The organism is Candidatus Lokiarchaeota archaeon, from assembly GCA_014730275.1.
GTDB lineage: Archaea > Asgardarchaeota > Thorarchaeia > Thorarchaeales > Thorarchaeaceae > WJIL01.
In genome coordinates, this window is record WJIL01000134.1 from 24886 (window position 1) to 43338 (window position 18453).

The window sequence follows — 18453 nt, forward strand, 5'->3', positions numbered from 1 at the left end:
ACGTATTTCCAAGAAATGGGGGATGATGGTCCAATGCCTCTTCCCGTGATTATTGACACCAATTTCCTATTGCTTCCCGCACAATTTGGAATCGATATTTTCACTCAAGCCGAGGAAGCCATGGATAGACGAACGGAATTCATAGTTCTTGATTCGGTTGCTGAGGAGGTTAAGCGGAAGGCATCGAAGGCTACGGGTAGCAAAGAAAAGAGATTGCTAAGAGTAACAATCGAACTTATGAAACGATGCAAGGAAGTTGAAGTCGATGACAACATTGCTGAATTGCCGGTTGATGATCAAGTGGTGGAGTATGCCAAAAAGGTAAATGGCGTTATCGCAACAAACGACAAGGAACTCCGTCGCAAAGCCCGAAAACATGAGATTCCTCTTCTCATTTTGCGGGGAAGGAAAAGAATTGTTGTTGAGGGTTTGATTGATTGATTTAGACCAGTTTCATAACGTTTTTATGCGTACCAAAGTGTTGCTCGGCTGAGCCGTCAAGTCAGACTGTCAAAAAACCAGCTGGAAGGTCTGAGCATTCTGAGACTATTATCCCCTAAATGAAGGAGCTTTTGCAAATGTATAGCGTCGTCAAGGTCAAGGACACAGTTAGAATACCCCCTTCTCAATTTGGAACAACAATTGAAGAAGCTGCAATGATTCACTTGCGCAAGAACCATGAGAATGTGTTGGACCGAGATATTGGGCTGATGATCGCAGTCATTGGAGTAGACAAGATTGGAGAAGGGCGTCTAATTCCAGGTGACGGTGCTACATATCATACGGTTCAGTATCGAGTCCTTGCATTCAAGCCAATGCGCGGAGAAGTTGTAGAAGGAAACGTAGTGGAATTGATGGATTTCGGGGCCTTCATTCGGATTGGCCCTCTAGATGGGCTTTGTCACGTCAGTCAGATCTGTGATGATTTCATTACACAGGACCCAAAAAGCAATTCATTGATGGGAAAAGAAACAGGTAGAAGGCTAACCGAAGGTGATCAAGTCCGTGCAAGGATTACCTCGATCAGCTTCGAGTCAGGAAACAGGTCAGGGAAACTTGGACTTACTATGCGACAACCATATCTTGGGAAAATCGGGCCTGACGTATCTTGGATAGAAGAGGATGTCAAAGCTGCCCATGGTGAGGGCGAAGAAAACGAAGAGGAAGAGGAATAGAGCATGGCCAAGTTGAAAGCATGCAGAGATTGTCACCGCCTAACAACGGAGAATCAGTGTCCTAATTGTAAGAGTACTAACCTTACGACCTCATACACTGGCATTGTGATTATCTTACCACCAAAAGACCCCAATGAGGATCCACGAGATACCTCATATGTGGCGAAGCGGCTAAACATCGAAAACCCAGGAAAGTACGCACTCAAGGTACGATAGCCTTGTTCACGGTTGTGAAAACTTTATTAGAAAACCAAAGGTCGGGTTGCTGACTCACTAAGTGTGCCGTCCGAAAAATGCAATGTGATAGCAATGAACTTGGAAATACTACAAGAACGGGAAAACAAACCACTCTCAAGAAGAGAAATCGATTTTCGGATAGAGCATATTGGTGATACTACACCGAGTAGAGCTGATGTGCATTCCAGAATCGTAGCGCATTACGACGCCAATCCAGACAATGTCGTCATTTCAAAGATTAAAACCCGGTTTGGAGTTGGAATCACCAACGGTATGGCGAGAATATATTCAGACCCCAAATATATGAAACGGGTTGAGCTTGATTATGTCCTCAAGCGACACGGAATGGTGGAGGAATAGAAATGGCTAGAAGTGCTGGAGATTATTACAAAGTAGATAAGGACGGAAACGTTGAGCGGGATAAGAGAACCTGCCCTCGTTGTGAAAAAGGCACGTTCATGGCAGAACACTATGACAGATACTCATGTGGACGTTGCGGATATACTGAATTCAAGCGAGATAAGAACGACTGATCGTGCGTAACTCCCAGACAATCACCATCATCATTTGCTGATTCATTTTCGATGTAACCAAGTCCTGTGTTTTTCAAATCAACGTCGTCTATTCTCCAATGATGGCCATAATCCAGCGGACAGAGAGAAGAACTGCAACCACAGCAGCCAAAGTGAAGTCTGCCAATAAAATACCGGGCATTATCACTTCAAGCGATGCAGCACATATTAGACTGATTGGAAAGGATATGATGAACGGAAGAGTTGCAATGGTCAATGATACCTCTTCACTTGCTACCATTCCGTAGACTAAACTCAATATCCAGACTACATACACTGCTGCAAGTATAGAAAATTCGGCAATCATATCCTCATCCACATTGCGATTTTATGTCGAAAGGCCTCAGAAGATAATCAAAACGCTACCTTTTGAAGCACACGTTTGAATGTGAAAGAAGCAATGATTAAATCAGTACCTTCAGACAGTATTCTACGAAAACCCTTGAATCAACACTAGCAATCGAATAAATCAGCACAGTAGGTTGGGGAAATCTGGTCTATCCCACGGGCACATATATTGCGATGGCCATGTTTGCCATCCATGGGACACCCCGAAATCGGACGTTCAAATCGTCCACGGAACCGGTCATTTGTCTTTACGAAAACCCTTAAATCAACACTGAGTAATCGAGTAAATCAGTATAGCGGGTTGGGGAAGCCTGGCCTATCCCGCGGGGCTCATATGGCGATGACCACATGAGTCACGCATGGGGAAACCCCGAAACCGGACGTTCAAATCGTCCACCCGCTACCAATTTCTTATCAGCAATACGTGTAAATGGAAGGAAATAGAGCAAGTAATTGGTTACATTCTACCATTATCAATTCGTATTTTGTGAACAAAAAGTGAAGAGTGGATGCACCGACCCAATCTTAAGACCGACTCGAGAGGCTAGTGGAAAAAGACAGCCTAGAGACTTGCGACTTGGGGTCCTGAGATATCGTCTCTGGAAAGTATTTCTAACCAATCGATGTTCTGGGGGTACTCAAAATCGGGTAGGCCGCGGCAACGGCCAATCCACCGCCAACAGGGAGCGCCATCAACCATTTCTAGTCGATAGAGGTTTGCAGTTCTAGCATCAAACCGAACCTCGAGGAGTGTTCCTTCTTCGAAAGTATCAATATCTGCTATTTGCAGAATTGGCTCGCCGGAGGAGGAATCAAAGCAGTTCCTGGACAGGTAATAACGTATGAATCCTCCACTTACTGGATCCTTTGCCAGAATTGCAACATGCGGCTTGTTGATGGGTTTCCATCGCCTAGGAAGGGCGGGCCGTCGTACTAGAACGCGATTGACGAGCTTATCTGGTTGCGTTGACACCGACGACTGCATGTACATCCACTCTAAGTAGAAAATGTGCATCTATAGTATATAAGACGGCGTAGTATGAGGGGGGTACCCCTAGAAGACCTACAGAGAGCTTCTAAGGCCCTTTTTCCAATAGAATTCATCTAGTTCTGGGATACGATCAGATTATGATGTACCAATGGGAACTCTAAATCAAATATATCTTAACAAACGGACAACAGATTCGTCGGGCTAATTGGTATCAATCTTCGTTGTTGGGTAGACCGATAACAAGTGGACGACCTTCAAAAATGGCTTGTGTAACTTTTTGCCGTGCACTAGAAAGAAGACGCCATATGGTGCCCCTCGATACACCCATGCTGGCTCCCGCCTCTTCCTGATACTTCCCTTCCAAATCTACAAGCCGTAGTGCCTCAGCCTCAGCCAAATTAAGATGAATTGGTTCCTTCTTGACTTCAGGCTCAGGTACCATCCGGTCTATTGCAGGTTCTACCTGGATATCAGGTTGAATAGGAAGTCGTCCTCTTCGCCCGCGTCTTCTCCTGTGCATGTCAATCAGAACCAATTCTTCGTTCTCTTTTAATAAGAGTGATGTATGGGAACAACATCTTTTTATCTGTAATTATGCACAATAATAACAGTGTGCATAAGCACAGAAATAATTTAGGAGATGAAAGAAATGTCATATTACTATGGAAGAGGCGGTGGCCGGGGTCGTGGCCGGGGCGGTGGCCGCGGTGGAGGCTTTTGGCCAGGTAATGGTCCATTTAGTCACTTGCCACCCTGGGAAAGACCGGGATGGCTATATGGTCCCGGGTCATGTTGGGCACTTGGATACTGGGGAAACCCCCCAATAGCACCAACAACACCGCCCACCGATGTAGCACCTACTCCGCCCATAGCACCACAGACAGAGTTGCAGGCATTGGAGCGGCAAAAAGAAATCATGAAGCAACAAATCAAATCTCTTGAAGAGTCTCTAAACAGAATCGAAGAAAGACTCGGAGAACTAGAAGACTAAGCAGATGGAGGGGTAGCGTCCCCCATCTTTACCCCTATTTCTAATCGGTTTTACTCAGAGAGAAGAGTACCGATTCGATCCCACATCTGTGTCAATATGTCTACAAGCTCATGGTTTGGAGCATATTCAGGCAGTGTAGTTGCATCGACCATTGATTTCGTTGTTATTGGGTCGAATGGAATCTTACCCAGCAATTCAATGCCCTCACTCTTACAGAATGCTTCAATCTGTGCAGTATTCTTCGGATTCAAGTCATACTTGTTGACAATTACAGCAGGAATAGTTTGGAAACGACGAATAAGTCGAATCACCCGTTCCATATCATGAATTCCTGAAATAGTTGGCTCCGTTACAACGACAGCCACCTCTACACCAGTGAGTGTGGCAATAACTGGACAACCAATACCAGGAGAACCATCAATTAGGATTTTATCAGCACCTGTTTCTTCAGCGATCTTCTGGGCACGCTTTTTCACTTCAGTTACCAGTAGCCCTGAATTTCCTTCACCCGGCAACAACTTCGCGTGCACCATTCGGCCTAACCGAGTGTTGGATTCATACAGATGGCCCGATATTCGTGGTTTCATATCGATGGCATCTTCAGGACAGACCAGCGTACAAACGCTACAACCTTCACAGGCAATAGGGTTAATTTCAGGGGGATGAGCCGCATCAAAACGGCAGTTTTCTTCGCACAAACCACATTCAATACAAAGGTCCGGATTTATTTTAGCCACTTTGGATGCTTGGAATTTCTCTGATATCTCAATTTCCGGCTGGAGAAGAATATGCATATCAGGAGCGTCAACATCGCAGTCTACAATGACAATGTCTTTTGCAATAGCCGCGAAAGACGAGGCTACAGTTGTTTTTCCAGATCCCCCTTTTCCAGATACTACTGCCACTTTATTCGTCATTGTTTACAGCCTCCTCGATTGTCCTCATCATCTTCTTGAATTTGTTCTCCCAATTATCGAGTTCTAATGCAAATGGTCTACCCTCTGAATACAATTCAGCAATTTCTCGGTCAAACGGAATTCTCATCAGAATTGGTATAGATCTCTTCTTGCAGAAATCACGAACATCCTCGTTACCAATACCATCTCGATTGATTACAACACCAAATGGGATATGAAGCTCTTCAACCACGCCTACTGCCATCTCCAAATCATGAAGACCAAAAGGTGTCGGTTCAGTTACTAGAATCAAGTAGTCACTATGCTCCATTGTCTCTATTACGGGACATGCAGTCCCCGGCGGTGCGTCGACTATATTCAATCCATCAGAATCCTGACGGGACTTTACTGCCTTTATTATGGTCGTAGCAATTGGCTCTCCGATATTCAGTTCACCATAGACTAAATCCAATCCATCTGCTGTACATGTATGTAGCATGCCGACTTCCCGAGGAACTTCGGTGATTGCCTGCTCTGGACAAACTATAGAACACCCACCACAGGAGTGACACATTTCTTCGTAAACCAACACTTCATCCTTACCAACAAAGAGAGCGTTGAATTCACAGAAATCTGCACAGTTACCACACAGTGTACAAGCATCAGCATCCACCACGGGGTGTGGTGATGTTACCGGCGTTGATTCCTTGATTTCTGTCTCAAGTAGTGTATGAGCATTGGGTTCTTCAACGTCGCAGTCCAAAAGCTTCGACGCGTTTACTGATAGAGCAAGGTTAACGGCTACAGTTGTTTTGCCCGTTCCACCTTTTCCACTAGCCACAGTAACAATCATGGCTACGTAACCACCTGCACTTGTTCAAATAAGCAATCTATGCGTGACGTGCCTGGTCACATCCATCCGTTAGCTCTTGTAAATCGCCGTCAATGTAAGACTGGACCACCTGATCCACGTCTCTACTGTTTGCCTGCAGAACTGCAATATTTTGGCTTTGAAAACTTCTCAAACCTCGTGGGCCCATTCCCTGGACGATAATCACATTTGGTTGCAGGGTAAGAACATTATCATGTGCGTGACCTCTACCACCAGCATGTTCACCACGATTGGCATGAACATCTTTGTCCATGATGTTGCCGTCTTCATCGATGTCCACTGTGGCGAAGTATGGTGCCCGTCCGAAATGTGCAGCCACTACGTTGCCATCCTGATCTTGTGAAGGAATCAGTATTCTACGATTCATCTTATCTACCTCTTCCACCGCGGCCACCCCCACCGCCTCGGCGCCTGCCTGCACCCAGACCTCTGTGAGCGGGACCCGGTGATTGTATCTCAGTTAATTCGTCTCCTTTGAAAGCTTCTATTGCGTCATTGACAGTACCAGAGGCCCCGGTAAGAATCCGAATCCCTGAACTTTGTAATGCAGAGTGAGCATTAGGTCCAACGGCTCCAGTTATTACAACCTCTGCGCCCTTTGATGCAACAGTCTGTGCTGCTTGTATTCCTGCACCACCAGTTGCAGAGGCAGCTCGGTTCTTAACTGCGTTCACGTCCATCGAATCGGTATCAACAATAATGAAGTAAGTACAGCGGCCAAACCGTGGATCGATTGGAGATTGAAGGTTGTCGTCAGATGCGGTGACACACACTTTTGTCATTTTTAGTCCTCTTGAAAAATGTTAGATTGTTCTATATGGGTGGTATTCTGCTGATTCATAAAAAACAATCGGAAGGAACATAACAAGTTCCACCATTCCATAAATCGTGGATTATAGTCCGCATCAAACAACCGTTTCTTGTATCTTGATAGAAAGCAACAAGGAGATGTGCTCAAGTGGCATTCAGAATTGGCATCGTTGGAAAACCCTCATGCGGTAAGACATCGTTTACAAACGCAGCGTGTATGACATCATTCAAGGTGGGATCATACCCGTTTACCACCATTGAAGCTAATGTTGGAGTCACGCACGTACGAACAGACTGTGCCTGCCAAGATTTCGATGTAGAAGACAATCCACAAAACTCCATATGCATTGATGGTGTCAGACTTATTCCCGTCAAGCTTATTGATGTTGCAGGGTTGGTACCAGGAGCACATGAAGGAAGGGGCATGGGAAATCAGTTTCTGGATGACTTGCGGCAAGCAGATGTACTTATTCACATTGTCGATGCAAGTGGCACTTTGGATGAGAAGGGACAAGAGGTAGCAGCTGGAAGCTATGATCCTGTCGATGACGTCAAATTTTTGGAGAGCGAAATTACGGAATGGATTTTAGGAATCATTAAAGATGACTGGCGTAGAATAATAGGGCGAGTAAGAGCTGAAGGCGCCAAACTGAGTGAGCTACTTCTCGACAAACTATCAGGTCTCAAAATTGAAAGGATTCACCTTCTGAAGGCCATTCGGGAATCAGGACTGAAGGCCGAGAATGTTGATCAATGGTCCAACGAGAATCTCCGCCAGTTTGTTGAAGAACTGCATACGATAGCGAAACCAATTATCATTGCAGCGAACAAGATGGATTTACCAACTGCTGATGAAAACTACAAGCGATTGAAAGAGGCTTATCCTGAAAAAATGGTTGTGCCTGTGAGTGCATTGGCCGAGAAGGTGCTGAAGGATTTGGACAAACAGGAGATAATCAAGTATATCCCTGGTGACGACGACTTTGATGTCTTGGATTCGGACAAGCTAGCAAAGGGTGAATTAAAACAGCTTCAAAAAATCAAGGATAGGATACTTAAGAAGTACGACGGAACCGGAGTCCAGGGCATTCTCAACAAGGCAGTATTTGATTTTCTGGACTACATTACTGTATACCCTGTCCAAGATGTCAATTCCTTGACAGATAGCAACGGAAATGTATTGCCGGATGCGTACTTGGTTCCAATGGGTACAACTGCAAAGGAATTCGCGGGCTATATTCATAGCGATTTAGAAGATAACTTCGTACACGCCATAGATGCCCGCACAAAAATGAGGGTGTCTGACGACCATATCCTAGAAGATAGAGATGTCATCAAAATCGTTAGTGCAGGTGGCAGGTAAGCATGTCTGGTTTGTTACGTGGGTAGTCATGTACCTGCAGCGAATAGGAACCTAGGTCCTTATCGCAAGCGTTCTCCTAGGGTCCAATACTGTTGTATAAGAGGCAAGTAAACGAAAGCATTTGCCTTCATGGGATCTAGCCGATCTTTTGAGTCTAGGATGGATTCATCCACATGAACTGCTACAACTTCAGCGATGAATAAATCGTGAGAACCGATGTCAATAACCTGGGAGGTTCTGCATTCAATATTGATGATGCATTCTTCAATTCTAGGTGAGGTCACATCTGACGAACTAGCGGCAGTGAGTCGAAGATACTCGAACTTGTCGATATCTTTGCCGGATTTACTTCCAGCAAGAGCGGCAGCTTCAACTAAATCAGCTGGGGGGATGTTCACTACAAAATCGCCTGCATCTTTGATGAGCTGATGGCTATATCTAGAGGGGCGTACACCAATTGCCAGCTTTGGGGGCTTGCTACACACATTTGCCATCCAAGAGATAGTGAGCATATTCGGTTTTTCTTCGCCGGCAACACTCACCAGCGCAACAGGACAAGGGATTATTGCAGTATACGGTTTCAGCTTCTTCTTCATGGTATGTTCCTCTAGATTCCTCTCTGATTCTGTATTGTCAGGACCCTTTTTTAAAATGTCGAGACAACCATATTCTTATACCGGATAATACCGGACATCTGCTTGCCTAGCGAGGGTGAAATGTTATGTCGCGTGTATTGATTTCAGATCCAATAGCAGAATCTGCGATAGAAGAAATGAAGGAAGCTGGCATTGAAGTTGTCATGCGGGAAAAGCCCATCGAAGAAGCAATAGTAGGCTTCGATGGTGCGGTTGTCCGAAGTGCAACCAAGGTTACAAAGGAAGTTCTTGATGCTGCGGATAAACTGAAGGTCATCGTACGAGCAGGAGTTGGCCTTGACAATATTGACCTTGATTACGCAGACGAATGCGGGGTTAAGGTCCTTAACACTCCTGAAGCTCCCAGCGTATCGGTAGCCGAGCTTGTATTTGCTCTCATGTTCGCTCTGGCCCGTCACATTCCAAAAGCTGATGCAGGCATGAACGAAGAGAAATGGCTGAAAAAACAGCTTAGAGGAGTCGAATTATGGGAGAAGAAACTCGGTATAATCGGATTTGGGCGCATCGGTAAAGAAATCGCGAAACGAGGTACCGGTCTCGAAATGGATGTCCTTGTGGTAAAAAAGGACAAACCTGGCCGAGAGGAGGAATGTCGCGAAGTCGGTGCTCGACAGGTGGACTTCGACGAGTTGCTGCAAGAAGCTGACTATTTGTCAGTCAATGTACCGCTAGTTCCCGAGACAGAAGGTATGATTGGGAAAGAAGAGCTTGGGATGATGAAGCCAAGTGCGTTCCTAATCAACACTGCCAGGGGTGGGATAGTCGAGGAGGATGCATTGCTGCAGGCCCTAGATGACGATGTCATAGCCGGGGCAGGCCTCGACGTATATTCTGAAGAGCCACCAGAATCATCTAGTCTCTGGAAGCTGGTTAAGCATCCCAAGACTGTGACAACTCCTCATTTGGCCTCAACTACCTATGAGGCGCAGGATCGAGTTGGTGAACTCACTGCCGAGAAGGTCATCAGAGAGCTTGGGTAAGCGTGAACAGCAAATATAGCAAAACACTAGACCTTTAAGTGGAGAAATTTCGCTACTAATGCGTGAGTCTCACAGGATTCCTGTGAGGCTCTATCGCATTCCTTTGTGTTGGCGGAGAGATCCGTACGGGATGTGGCCTTAGCGGGCTGAACCACAAGCAAAGTGAAAACGATTTACTACAAAGGATGGGAAACAAATGTCAGCATACAAGTATATGGCCAAGCAATGGCGCAAAGAACAGAAAGAGCGTTCCGATATTGTTAGGGAGCGGCTTATTGTCTGGAGAAAACAGGATACAATTGTCAGAATAGATCGCCCCACGAGACTGGGCAGAGCCAGATCTTTGGGCTACAAGGCTAAGCAAGGTTATGTAATGGTGAGGGTACGAACAGGAAGGGGGCCAAGAGAGAAGCCACGACCCAAAATGGGCCGCAAGCCGAGAAGCTTGGGTGTTACAAGATACACTCCTCAGAAATCTCGACGGTGGATATCCGAAGAAAGAGCCGCGCGTAAGTTCCCAAATCTACGCGTGTTGAATTCCTATTGGGTTGGCTCAGATCACAAATGGTTATGGCATGAAGTCATCATGGTAGATCCGAACCACCCTGTAATCTATAATGACCCCCATATCAACTGGATATGTGCTCCAAATCAGAAAGGAAGAGTTCATCGTGGAAAAACCTCAGCTGGGAAGAAAAGCAGAGGTTTGCGAAACAAGGGTAGAGGGGCAGAGAAAGTTCGACCGTCTCTTGCATCAAAGAAGAACCGTGGCAAATAGCTACTATAATAGACAGAGGTGCCGTGTAGGTGCCGTTTATCCAAAGGATAGAGTTCAGGGCCCATGCTCAAGCAACAGAAGTTGTTGAAAGAGTCCAAAATGCAGTTTTGCATCTATTTCCTGAGGATATCAGAGAAGATATTGAACTGGATAGTGTCCTTACTGAAGGTCATAATGAAAATCGAATTGTAGTCATCAGTACAACCGTGAAGAAGAAACGTGTGTGTAATAGTATCCTAGACTACATCTTCAGTAATCTATCACTTGAAGATAAGTTGTATCTCGAAAGCACTCTCGATGCACGGGTGGATGAAAGCTGTACATTGTTTCTTCGCTTCGATAAACAGGCAGCTTACTTGGACAACATCAAAATAGCAGCAGGGCCAGATTTAATCAGTGTTAGTGTGCATCTTCTACAGTATCCACGGTGCGTCCGCGAAGATGCAAAGGAAATGATACTGAGTCGATTGAATATCCCCGAGGAATAAAGCTTGGAAGCAGCAGACCTGAATGTTAGAGCCAAGAATAGGCAACACCTTGATGAATTCTCCAAGATGGCAAAAAAGTATCATTTCCAAGCAATTGCCACCTCAGCCTCTCTCAAAGAACCCGTAATTGAGGATGAGAAAGGTTTCAGGATTTGCAAAAGAATAGAAGTAAATGCGGACAAAGTGGGGAAGGTAAAAAGTCGCATTGGGCAATCGAGGAGAAAAGCGGTAATCATAGCTGTTAGAATTGGAGAGGTCAATGCTACTAACTGGGCAGCTAATGATCATCGTGTTGATTTGCTCACTACGTATGGGTACCCGTGGCAAAGAGACTTGAGATATTCAACAGCGAAACTTGCGGCCGCTACCGATACGGCTCTTGAGGTGAATATAGTGTCTCTTCTGCAAGTGTCAGGATTGAAGCGGTCTAGAGTACTAAAATCGCTCAGAGATTCCATCCGCACAGCCTCTCGGGCGAGAATGAGAATCGTACTCTCAAGCGGTGCGGACTCTGCTCTTCGTATGCGTTCACCAACTGCCCTTGAGCAAATAGGGTCTTTACTGGATATCGATTACAAAACCGCAGAAAAGGCACTTCGGAACTATCCCATGGATATAATCAAGAGAAATCTAGCGAAACTTAACGAGAATTTCATAGCTCCAGGGATTGAGATAATAGGGAGTGATTCAGATGAAGAGACGCCGTAAAAGATACCTTCTCTTTCGGCTTCACGGAGGCGCGGAAGACATCACAAGGAAGGATCTATCTCAAGCGATTTGGAAGAATCTCCTGTCAATATATGGTGAGACTAAAGCAGCCGATTCCAGCTTTTATCTGAACCAGTTTGACAATATATCGGGAACCGGTGTCTTGCAATGCGACGAACGATTACTGAAAGAAATCATCATTGCCGCATCTCTGATTGAAGCAATACATGAAAACCTCGTTGCGTTCCAACCATTGAAGACCTCGGGAACCTTGAAGGCTTTGAAAAAGTAGAATCCTAGTCTATCTCAAGCGGTATTTCTTCTGGCTGATTGTCTATAAGCAAAAATGCTTTTGATGCCCAAGTTCCTGAACGCTTTGAAGCAATAAGCCATACGACTTTGTTCAAGCGCATATTTTCGAAGTCTTTATCAGAGGGACAAGGTGGTGCTGAGTGTGAGTGGTAGATCCCTACTAGATGTTCATCACGTTTCTCAGCCTCAAGAAGAAGATTGTACTCTTGTTCCGGTTCAACTGAGAATTCGGTTTTGGGAACGCTAGAAACATTTTCAACCAAGCGAATCGATTCTACGTGTACTTTCTTTCCATCCTCCCATCCAAACAGCAGTGCTACCGCTTCGTAGGGCAGCTCTGCTTCGGCATGGGCCTCTAGTTGGTCCATGTTTTTTTCAGAAATCTTTACTCGATAGGACACTTCGAAAACACTCATCAAAAAGTACACTTGATATCTTCTAGAACAATACAAGTCTCAACCTCCCCCACCCCAGGGAGATTACCAAACCGGTTCTCCAAGAACTGACGAAGTTCAGATAGATTGTCCACAACCACCTTAAGCATCAAGCCGCAACTCCCGTCAAGTATGTAGGCTTCAGTCACCTCTTCGAGGCTCTTCACCTTCTCAGCAAGAGCGCTCGCTTCTTTCATAGCAACTTTAACACGGATGATTGTTCGTATGCGACGTCCTATCTTGAGAGGGTCAACATCGATTGTAAAACGACGGATAACACCCTCTTCCAAGAGATTGTTCACCCGACGACGTACTGTGACTTCTGTGCGATCCACATGTTCAGCAATCTCAGAATATGACCGACGGCCATCTTCTTTGAGCATCTCGATAATTTTCTTGTCGATTGTATCTAGCTCCATCTGAGTTCACCAATAGCATCCATAACTGCTACACGAATGATTCAAAGATGCGTGAATGAATCCGAACATATATAGATAGTGTTCAAACATATTATTAGGTAAATTGTTTTGAAAAGAAACACAACAACGAATAAATTACACATTCAATAGATACAAAAAGTATGTTACTTGACAGAACTAGAGCACACGAATTTGTTCATCCAAAATGCGATCTGCCTCTTGTAACATGACCGCGTAGAGTTCAATATAGTCTATCAGTTGCGATGACTTAATCTTTTCCTCAAGTAATTCCTGTATTTGAAATATGCCTGATGCATTATTCATGAAAACAGAAATTCGAACGGGCTTCTTTTCTCCCTTTTCTATAGCAATACTCTCTATTGCCATAGCTGATGCGCTGTGAATATTCACACTTCCCGCCTCAAAAGGAATTCTTGCTCTGCCTTTTGTCATGTCCAATGCGTCAGCAATGCCAACTATCCCGGCTTCTGTAGTCTGTGGAGTTATTTTCTTATCATGAGATTTGATTGCATGCAAAACATGTCCTCGGATATGGATACGCTTGTGCGCATCATCGGGATACACCTTATCCAAAATCCGATTCAGAATAGGTAAGGCTAATGTGACGCTGAAATTTGTATGATTCTCTCTATGAACACTCATTCCAATGTCATGTAGATAGCAAGCAAGAAGCACTATGAGATAAGCATCTTCTAATGTGGCGGTGCGTTCCTTAACCACCGTAGGTTTCACTGCACTGTTCAGAGTATCAAAGAGCTTGATACCGTTCTTTGTAACTATTAGCGAGTGTATATGGCCATGGTCGGAAAAATGCATCCGATCGATAGCCATGCGATTGCTGTCCTCCAGTAACGTCTGGACCTCAGTATCGTTCTCTAGTGCATCGAATGCTAGTCTACAGAGCTTCTTATCGCCGAATAGATTTCGGACACGGTCCTTCAGGGGATGGCGTGTTTTCTTATTATTCAAATTAATTCCCTCCTAAATGCTACTAGTAATTAAAAAGTAGCCAAATGAGTTACATCACTTACGATTGTTTACTATATTAAAGATACCACAGTGGCAAAAAAAATAGGGTGAGGAGACCCGTAGGTCTCCGTATTCAATTACAAGTCTGGTGCGACTGTCTTGAAAGCTTCTAGATGCGTGTTGATGTCTTCCATGGTGTGCTGTGCTGAAATCAGCCACTCTTCATCGGCGCCATAGGCCATTGGAAGGATACCTTCATTGGCCATTGCCAGCCAGTACTCATCATTCTTGGAGGCATCAACCTTTGTCCATTCTCGGTAGTTATGGAAGTGTTCTTTTGTGAAGAAAATGCCACCAACAGCATTTATTCCTTGAACAACGGCCTCTAGGCCTTCATCCTCGATAATATCACGATAGCCATCCATGAGTGCATTACCGAGCTCTTCCAATTCTTTATATTTCTCGTCTGTCAACACTTCAGTCAGTGCAAGGTGACACGCACGAACTGATAGTGGGTTAGCTGAGAAAGTGCCGAAGAGACCTTCATCACCGATACCATCGAGTATCTCAGCCTTTCCTCCAACGGCCCCAAGTGGTAAGCCACCGCCAATCGCTTTGGCAAGAGAAACGATGTCAGGCTCAATGCCGAAGTATTCACAAGCACCGCCTTTTGCAATCTTCACACCAGTCTTCACCTCATCAAATATCAGGACAATATTGTAATCCTCGGTAAGTTCACGAAGCTCGTCCAGATACCCCTCTTCCGGGGGAATTACGCCCGCATTCATCATTGTTGGCTCAACAATGATAGCTGCAATTTCACCAATGTTTTCTTCAATGAGGGCCCTGGTGGTTTCGAGATCATTGAAGGGGGTGATGATGGTGTTGTCCACTGTTGACTGGAGAATGCCTTTCCCGTATGGGATAGGCGTTGGATGGCTCTTTGGCCCAGCCTTGCCCATGGGGAGTTTCTTGCTGATATGCAAAGAATCCATTACACCATGGTAAGAACCCTCTACTTTCATGATTTTGTCCTTGCCGGTGTATCTTCGCGCAAGGCGGATGGCATACAGTGTTGCCTCGGAACCAGAATTGACGAATCGAAGTTTGTCAATCGGAAAACGATCTATCAATGCCTGTGCCGCGTCAATCGATTCTTCGTGATGTAGGCCAAACATCGTTCCCACTTCCAGTTTCTCCTGCAATCCCTTGATGATTGTGGGATGCCTATGGCCTACCATCAAAGCGCCCCAACAGAGATTGAAGTCGAGATACTCGTTTCCATCCACATCCCAAATCTTCGCTCCTTCACCTTTTTCGACTATAAGGTGATATGGTTCATATGATGGAGCGGAACCACCGATTCCACCGGGTAAAATCTGTACGGATTTTTCGTACAGCTCCTTAGATTTGGGGGTATTCTTCTCATAGGTGCTGATTATTTTCTCGAAATGCTCATTCTTCGCCAATTTAATCGCCTACATGTTGAGTTTCGAAAGAACAGTACAATCGCGATATGGCAGAGGCAGCATATAATTACTATGCAATGTGAGCTTGGACGCTTTTCCATCGTCATCCGCATATCATTGTGTGTCTCACTAATAGCATTCCCAGTTGACAGCTTCCGTGATGTCAACGGTTTCATCAACAAACAAACGAAAGAAATAACTTGGAATACATTAGATTGTTTCAGTAGGGATAGTGAGTGGTTTCTGAGGGGCAACCTGGTGTGAATCATGACATCGTCAAGATGAAAGTGCTAGGGGTCTTTGCACTGATACTCACACTCATCGTTGGTTTCATGACACCCTATGCACTACTGCACACCACGCTGGAGCCCCCATCAGATCCCGTGCCACCTGGTTGGACGCCCATTATACGACTATATTTGGGTGGAGCTCATTTTGGGAGCGGGGGGTTTTGGGAGTGGTACACCTTGGATGGGCTAGACCAGCACAGCAGTATTCCTTTCTTAGTCCTGACCCTAGTAGCAGCTCTGCAGTTCATTCTTCCTGCTCGGGGGAAAAGGTGACTCCTTGTTCATCTCATGATTTTATCGATCTTTCTGGCAACTTGGATTTTTGGAGTATATGCGATCTACGGACAGCTAAGCCAGTGGATTGTTACTCCCATACCGTTGACGCCTATAACAGCAATAATCGCTCTTCTCTCTATTTGGGTTGCCACCAGGAAGTAAGAAGCACATGCGCATAGAAGGCTAAGAGTTCTGTAAGATTTCCTGATAACCCGTTTCGTACAGTTGAGTGAGTGAACCCAAGTCATCTGGAGGGGATTAGCATCCCGTTGAGAGAAGTTGCCCATCTCCACTACAGCGAACTTATATGAGCAATCGTGTATGAATACACGGATGATGGAAGTGGGCTACAAAAACATCTCCCTCAGAGAAGACATATACCGCAGACTAAAACGAGCAAAGCGGGAAGGCGAATCCTTCAGTGAGGTCATAGAGCGTTTGCTCAGACCTGATGATGATATCTTAGATCTCTTTGGAACCATCCCAATGACAGATGAGGAGCGCAGAGTATTTTTCGATGGCTTAGATGAGATGTGGGGAGCCTGGGAGCATTGACCTTTGCATGTTTCGACACATCATTCCTCATCGATTTTCTGCGTGGAGAAGAAAAAGCGCGTGAAGCCTATCTGGAGTTGAAATCAAAAGACTACAACCTTGCTACTACAGTGGTCAATGTCTTTGAGCTCTTCAGAGGCGTTGACAAACGCGGGAGAATCAAATCAGAAGAAGACGCGGTGCGAGAACTTGCATCAAGGTTAATTGTCTGGGACCTCACTATCGACGCTGCGGAACGTGCCAGTAGAATCTACACCGACATGGAACGAACTGGTACAATCATCGGATTGAATGACTGCTTTACTGCCGCAATAGCCGCATCCAATGGATGTCAGTGGATTGTTTCTCTTGATGCACATTTCGACAGAATCCCTGGTATTGAAAACATACCCTACTAGTCAGTTCACTATAACCGTATCAGGTTCGGCCCGATTTCTGCAATTATATTCGCAAACCAGTCTTGCAGTGTACGGTATTTTGATGATCTGTATGTTCATGCTATGCTATAGCTTCATTGTTCCTGTTGGAATTGCGGCCATGTACACACGCTGGATGTGGGATTATTTCTTGCTCAGGCTCTTTGCCATATTCATTGCACGTTTGTAGACCTTTGTGTCGAGTCGGAATCCCGAGTCAATCATTCTATCGAGAATCGCGACAAATTCATCATAATCCAGAGTTGATTTGTATAGTCCCTGGAGAAGAACGCCAACGGTTCCTAGACACGTGACGCCGAGGATTTCAGCAGCACTTCGTCCCATCTTGTCATCTATGAGAAGCAATGCAGTCTTTTCCCTAGCCAACAAAATAGCTGCGGCCTCTCCAATCTGGATTCCTGCGCTTTCGGATAGCCGATTCGCCTTGGGAGGCTCTGAATCTTCAATATGGATCCAGCCATCATCTACTGCAGAAGCTATCAGGATGCCATCTGGCGAGCCCTTGGAGCTTCCTGTCTCCTGGAACACTTTCTTCGGTATTAGGATTTCACCATAATTTTCTCGCAGTAACTGAAGCTGCCCGGCCTTGGCGAGATAAACAAGTGGGCTTGCATTACTGACCACGTTCGGTTTCTTTGACAAAAGCAAGGTCACGCTCCAAGTCCTCTTCATCATACGAAATCGGGATTGATGCTTTATCCGCCTCGGCCATCATCGCTCTCAAAGGAAGCCCGGCCATTGATGCAGCCTTCCAGAGGGAGACCCTCCTCTCTCTATAGGCTTTGAGTGCCCGCTCCAAGAGAAACTGCTGTATCCCGATATCAAGTGCCCTTCGGATCATCTCTGACCTGTCGATATGTTCTTCCTCGGCGATGAGTTCCAGCTTCTTGATCATCTCATCTGAAAGCCTTGCTGTGACCGTTTCCATCGTCGTTCGCACACATTATAATATTATGTACACATAAGCCTTGCTTTCCGTTGTCAAAAGAGGCAATCAACCCCTGTAGAAACCTATATTCGAATGGGATTCGGCCCAATCTCCCTGATTTTCTTCGCAAAGTCATTAATGTGTTTAGCAAAAAGATCGCCTTCCGCTGCGCTCACGAACACCATCTTCACCCGCTCCTCGTTCATTCCAAGCTGACCAACAAGTTTACGAGCAAATCGCACTCGCCGCTCTGCCCCGAGATTGCCGGTTTTGTACGCGCAATCGCCAGGGTGGCAACCAACAATGAGCACACCATCCGCGCCCTCCTGTAGGGCCTTCAAAATGAAATTGAGGTCAAGCCGGGCTGTACACGGCATCCGGATGATCCTCGCGCTCACGTCGTACTGTAACTTCATGGTTCCTGCTAAGTCTGCTGCTGCATACATGCACTGCATGCA

General features: G+C 45.5%; 30 protein-coding genes and 1 tRNA gene. 16 read left to right on the forward strand and 15 right to left on the reverse strand.

Annotated features, from left to right (window positions below; translation table 11 throughout):
• The first annotated feature begins 33 nt into the window (after positions 1 to 33).
• The 5 genes from GF309_15290 (at position 34) to GF309_15310 (ending at position 1945) form a co-directional block, all read left to right on the forward strand.
• Positions 34 to 441 (forward strand): 30S processome protein Utp24, encoded by a 408-nt coding sequence (locus GF309_15290; protein MBD3160141.1) that lies wholly within the window; start codon positions 34 to 36, stop codon positions 439 to 441.
• Between the two features lie 137 nt (positions 442 to 578).
• The gene (locus tag GF309_15295; GenBank protein MBD3160142.1) at positions 579 to 1175 is read left to right on the forward strand and encodes a DNA-directed RNA polymerase; all 597 of its coding nucleotides are present in this window, start codon (positions 579 to 581) and stop codon (positions 1173 to 1175) included.
• A gap of 3 nt (positions 1176 to 1178) precedes the next feature.
• Complete coding sequence (locus GF309_15300) at positions 1179 to 1391, forward strand: hypothetical protein (protein ID MBD3160143.1); 213 nt, start codon at positions 1179 to 1181, stop codon at positions 1389 to 1391.
• A gap of 93 nt (positions 1392 to 1484) precedes the next feature.
• A complete protein-coding gene (locus tag GF309_15305) occupies positions 1485 to 1772 on the forward strand; it encodes a 30S ribosomal protein S24e (GenBank protein ID MBD3160144.1) in 288 nt (95 codons plus the stop codon).
• A gap of 2 nt (positions 1773 to 1774) precedes the next feature.
• The gene (locus GF309_15310) at positions 1775 to 1945 is read left to right on the forward strand and encodes a 30S ribosomal protein S27ae (protein ID MBD3160145.1); all 171 of its coding nucleotides are present in this window, start codon (positions 1775 to 1777) and stop codon (positions 1943 to 1945) included.
• An 88-nt stretch (positions 1946 to 2033) separates the two neighbouring features.
• Here the strand turns inward: GF309_15310 and GF309_15315 are convergent, their stop codons facing one another.
• Positions 2034 to 2291 carry a hypothetical protein gene (locus tag GF309_15315; GenBank protein ID MBD3160146.1) on the reverse strand — a complete coding sequence of 86 codons (258 nt, stop codon included), beginning with the start codon at positions 2289 to 2291 and terminating at the stop codon, positions 2034 to 2036.
• 336 nt (positions 2292 to 2627) lie between these two features.
• On the opposite strand from GF309_15315, the gene GF309_15320 reads away from it, so the two are divergent.
• Positions 2628 to 2738, forward strand: a tRNA-Met gene (locus GF309_15320).
• A 156-nt stretch (positions 2739 to 2894) separates the two neighbouring features.
• Here GF309_15320 and GF309_15325 read toward each other — a convergent pair.
• Both GF309_15325 and GF309_15330 read right to left on the reverse strand, forming a co-directional pair.
• Positions 2895 to 3317 (reverse strand): hypothetical protein, encoded by a 423-nt coding sequence (locus tag GF309_15325; protein ID MBD3160147.1) that lies wholly within the window; start codon positions 3315 to 3317, stop codon positions 2895 to 2897.
• A gap of 217 nt (positions 3318 to 3534) precedes the next feature.
• Positions 3535 to 3843: a DUF134 domain-containing protein gene (locus GF309_15330; GenBank protein MBD3160148.1), complete on the reverse strand. Its 309-nt coding sequence runs from the start codon at positions 3841 to 3843 to the stop codon at positions 3535 to 3537.
• A gap of 129 nt (positions 3844 to 3972) precedes the next feature.
• Here GF309_15330 and GF309_15335 point away from each other — a divergent pair, with 129 nt between their 5' ends.
• On the forward strand, positions 3973 to 4314 hold the full coding sequence (locus tag GF309_15335) for a hypothetical protein (protein MBD3160149.1): 342 nt from the start codon (positions 3973 to 3975) through the stop codon (positions 4312 to 4314).
• A 50-nt stretch (positions 4315 to 4364) separates the two neighbouring features.
• Here the strand turns inward: GF309_15335 and GF309_15340 are convergent, their stop codons facing one another.
• The 4 genes from GF309_15340 to GF309_15355 are packed head-to-tail and all read right to left on the reverse strand — an operon-like array spanning position 4365 to position 6884.
• Positions 4365 to 5231 carry a (4Fe-4S)-binding protein gene (locus GF309_15340; GenBank protein ID MBD3160150.1) on the reverse strand — a complete coding sequence of 289 codons (867 nt, stop codon included), beginning with the start codon at positions 5229 to 5231 and terminating at the stop codon, positions 4365 to 4367.
• Positions 5221 to 6063 (reverse strand): P-loop NTPase, encoded by an 843-nt coding sequence (locus tag GF309_15345; GenBank protein ID MBD3160151.1) that lies wholly within the window; start codon positions 6061 to 6063, stop codon positions 5221 to 5223. The genes GF309_15340 and GF309_15345 overlap by 11 nt, the downstream gene beginning before the upstream one ends.
• A gap of 37 nt (positions 6064 to 6100) precedes the next feature.
• A complete protein-coding gene (locus GF309_15350) occupies positions 6101 to 6487 on the reverse strand; it encodes a hypothetical protein (protein ID MBD3160152.1) in 387 nt (128 codons plus the stop codon).
• Positions 6471 to 6884 carry a dinitrogenase iron-molybdenum cofactor biosynthesis protein gene (locus tag GF309_15355; GenBank protein ID MBD3160153.1) on the reverse strand — a complete coding sequence of 138 codons (414 nt, stop codon included), beginning with the start codon at positions 6882 to 6884 and terminating at the stop codon, positions 6471 to 6473. The genes GF309_15350 and GF309_15355 overlap by 17 nt, the downstream gene beginning before the upstream one ends.
• 176 nt (positions 6885 to 7060) lie before the next feature.
• On the opposite strand from GF309_15355, the gene ychF reads away from it, so the two are divergent.
• On the forward strand, positions 7061 to 8275 hold the full coding sequence (ychF, locus tag GF309_15360) for a redox-regulated ATPase YchF (GenBank protein MBD3160154.1): 1215 nt from the start codon (positions 7061 to 7063) through the stop codon (positions 8273 to 8275).
• A 59-nt stretch (positions 8276 to 8334) separates the two neighbouring features.
• Here the strand turns inward: ychF and GF309_15365 are convergent, their stop codons facing one another.
• A complete protein-coding gene (locus GF309_15365; GenBank protein ID MBD3160155.1) occupies positions 8335 to 8871 on the reverse strand; it encodes a flavin reductase family protein in 537 nt (178 codons plus the stop codon).
• 125 nt (positions 8872 to 8996) lie between these two features.
• Between GF309_15365 and GF309_15370 the strand changes: the two genes are divergently transcribed.
• The 5 genes from GF309_15370 (at position 8997) to GF309_15390 (ending at position 12177) form a co-directional block, all read left to right on the forward strand.
• A complete protein-coding gene (locus GF309_15370) occupies positions 8997 to 9911 on the forward strand; it encodes a 3-phosphoglycerate dehydrogenase (GenBank protein ID MBD3160156.1) in 915 nt (304 codons plus the stop codon).
• A 196-nt stretch (positions 9912 to 10107) separates the two neighbouring features.
• Entirely contained in the window at positions 10108 to 10689 is a 582-nt protein-coding gene (locus GF309_15375) for a 50S ribosomal protein L15e (GenBank protein ID MBD3160157.1), read from the forward strand.
• A 29-nt stretch (positions 10690 to 10718) separates the two neighbouring features.
• Positions 10719 to 11177 carry a hypothetical protein gene (locus GF309_15380; GenBank protein MBD3160158.1) on the forward strand — a complete coding sequence of 153 codons (459 nt, stop codon included), beginning with the start codon at positions 10719 to 10721 and terminating at the stop codon, positions 11175 to 11177.
• Positions 11178 to 11180: 3 nt separating this feature from the next.
• Entirely contained in the window at positions 11181 to 11885 is a 705-nt protein-coding gene (locus GF309_15385) for a hypothetical protein (GenBank protein ID MBD3160159.1), read from the forward strand.
• Positions 11869 to 12177 (forward strand): hypothetical protein, encoded by a 309-nt coding sequence (locus GF309_15390; protein MBD3160160.1) that lies wholly within the window; start codon positions 11869 to 11871, stop codon positions 12175 to 12177. Before GF309_15385 ends, GF309_15390 begins: the two co-directional genes overlap by 17 nt.
• Positions 12178 to 12181: 4 nt before the next feature.
• On the opposite strand, the gene GF309_15395 is transcribed toward GF309_15390, so the two are convergent.
• The 4 genes from GF309_15395 to GF309_15410 form a co-directional block, all read right to left on the reverse strand.
• Positions 12182 to 12613, reverse strand: a complete 432-nt coding sequence (locus GF309_15395; GenBank protein ID MBD3160161.1) for a hypothetical protein — start codon at positions 12611 to 12613, stop codon at positions 12182 to 12184.
• Positions 12613 to 13050, reverse strand: a complete 438-nt coding sequence (locus tag GF309_15400; protein MBD3160162.1) for an AsnC family transcriptional regulator — start codon at positions 13048 to 13050, stop codon at positions 12613 to 12615. The genes GF309_15395 and GF309_15400 overlap by 1 nt, the downstream gene beginning before the upstream one ends.
• Positions 13051 to 13227: 177 nt before the next feature.
• Entirely contained in the window at positions 13228 to 14040 is an 813-nt protein-coding gene (locus GF309_15405; GenBank protein ID MBD3160163.1) for an HD domain-containing protein, read from the reverse strand.
• A 137-nt stretch (positions 14041 to 14177) separates the two neighbouring features.
• Positions 14178 to 15515: an aminotransferase class III-fold pyridoxal phosphate-dependent enzyme gene (locus GF309_15410; protein ID MBD3160164.1), complete on the reverse strand. Its 1338-nt coding sequence runs from the start codon at positions 15513 to 15515 to the stop codon at positions 14178 to 14180.
• A gap of 254 nt (positions 15516 to 15769) precedes the next feature.
• Here GF309_15410 and GF309_15415 point away from each other — a divergent pair, with 254 nt between their 5' ends.
• From GF309_15415 to GF309_15425, 3 genes are all read left to right on the forward strand, one after another.
• Positions 15770 to 16072, forward strand: a complete 303-nt coding sequence (locus GF309_15415) for a hypothetical protein (protein ID MBD3160165.1) — start codon at positions 15770 to 15772, stop codon at positions 16070 to 16072.
• A gap of 345 nt (positions 16073 to 16417) precedes the next feature.
• Complete coding sequence (locus tag GF309_15420) at positions 16418 to 16630, forward strand: hypothetical protein (protein MBD3160166.1); 213 nt, start codon at positions 16418 to 16420, stop codon at positions 16628 to 16630.
• Complete coding sequence (locus GF309_15425) at positions 16609 to 17028, forward strand: PIN domain-containing protein (GenBank protein ID MBD3160167.1); 420 nt, start codon at positions 16609 to 16611, stop codon at positions 17026 to 17028. The genes GF309_15420 and GF309_15425 overlap by 22 nt, the downstream gene beginning before the upstream one ends.
• 162 nt (positions 17029 to 17190) lie before the next feature.
• On the opposite strand, the gene GF309_15430 is transcribed toward GF309_15425, so the two are convergent.
• From GF309_15430 to GF309_15440, 3 genes are all read right to left on the reverse strand, one after another.
• Entirely contained in the window at positions 17191 to 17709 is a 519-nt protein-coding gene (locus tag GF309_15430) for a hypothetical protein (protein ID MBD3160168.1), read from the reverse strand.
• Complete coding sequence (locus tag GF309_15435) at positions 17681 to 17995, reverse strand: ribbon-helix-helix protein, CopG family (GenBank protein MBD3160169.1); 315 nt, start codon at positions 17993 to 17995, stop codon at positions 17681 to 17683. Before GF309_15435 ends, GF309_15430 begins: the two co-directional genes overlap by 29 nt.
• Positions 17996 to 18078: 83 nt before the next feature.
• Complete coding sequence (locus tag GF309_15440) at positions 18079 to 18450, reverse strand: hydrogenase iron-sulfur subunit (protein MBD3160170.1); 372 nt, start codon at positions 18448 to 18450, stop codon at positions 18079 to 18081.
• Between the last annotated feature and the right edge of the window lie 3 nt (positions 18451 to 18453).

Coding starts and splice junctions, on each gene's coding strand:
- GF309_15370 (MBD3160156.1), top strand. CDS start 8,997: ATGTCGCGTGTATTGATTTCAGATCCAATAGCAGAATCTGCGATAGAA.
- GF309_15330 (MBD3160148.1), bottom strand. CDS start 3,843: ATGCACAGGAGAAGACGCGGGCGAAGAGGACGACTTCCTATTCAACCT.
- GF309_15315 (MBD3160146.1), bottom strand. CDS start 2,291: ATGATTGCCGAATTTTCTATACTTGCAGCAGTGTATGTAGTCTGGATA.
- GF309_15295 (MBD3160142.1), top strand. CDS start 579: ATGTATAGCGTCGTCAAGGTCAAGGACACAGTTAGAATACCCCCTTCT.
- GF309_15440 (MBD3160170.1), bottom strand. CDS start 18,450: ATGCAGTGCATGTATGCAGCAGCAGACTTAGCAGGAACCATGAAGTTA.
- GF309_15365 (MBD3160155.1), bottom strand. CDS start 8,871: ATGAAGAAGAAGCTGAAACCGTATACTGCAATAATCCCTTGTCCTGTT.
- GF309_15395 (MBD3160161.1), bottom strand. CDS start 12,613: ATGAGTGTTTTCGAAGTGTCCTATCGAGTAAAGATTTCTGAAAAAAAC.
- GF309_15400 (MBD3160162.1), bottom strand. CDS start 13,050: ATGGAGCTAGATACAATCGACAAGAAAATTATCGAGATGCTCAAAGAA.
- GF309_15325 (MBD3160147.1), bottom strand. CDS start 3,317: ATGCAGTCGTCGGTGTCAACGCAACCAGATAAGCTCGTCAATCGCGTT.
- GF309_15305 (MBD3160144.1), top strand. CDS start 1,485: ATGAACTTGGAAATACTACAAGAACGGGAAAACAAACCACTCTCAAGA.
- GF309_15335 (MBD3160149.1), top strand. CDS start 3,973: ATGTCATATTACTATGGAAGAGGCGGTGGCCGGGGTCGTGGCCGGGGC.
- GF309_15310 (MBD3160145.1), top strand. CDS start 1,775: ATGGCTAGAAGTGCTGGAGATTATTACAAAGTAGATAAGGACGGAAAC.
- GF309_15355 (MBD3160153.1), bottom strand. CDS start 6,884: ATGACAAAAGTGTGTGTCACCGCATCTGACGACAACCTTCAATCTCCA.
- GF309_15340 (MBD3160150.1), bottom strand. CDS start 5,231: ATGACGAATAAAGTGGCAGTAGTATCTGGAAAAGGGGGATCTGGAAAA.
- GF309_15300 (MBD3160143.1), top strand. CDS start 1,179: ATGGCCAAGTTGAAAGCATGCAGAGATTGTCACCGCCTAACAACGGAG.
- GF309_15290 (MBD3160141.1), top strand. CDS start 34: ATGCCTCTTCCCGTGATTATTGACACCAATTTCCTATTGCTTCCCGCA.
- GF309_15435 (MBD3160169.1), bottom strand. CDS start 17,995: ATGGAAACGGTCACAGCAAGGCTTTCAGATGAGATGATCAAGAAGCTG.
- GF309_15390 (MBD3160160.1), top strand. CDS start 11,869: ATGAAGAGACGCCGTAAAAGATACCTTCTCTTTCGGCTTCACGGAGGC.
- GF309_15375 (MBD3160157.1), top strand. CDS start 10,108: ATGTCAGCATACAAGTATATGGCCAAGCAATGGCGCAAAGAACAGAAA.
- GF309_15345 (MBD3160151.1), bottom strand. CDS start 6,063: ATGATTGTTACTGTGGCTAGTGGAAAAGGTGGAACGGGCAAAACAACT.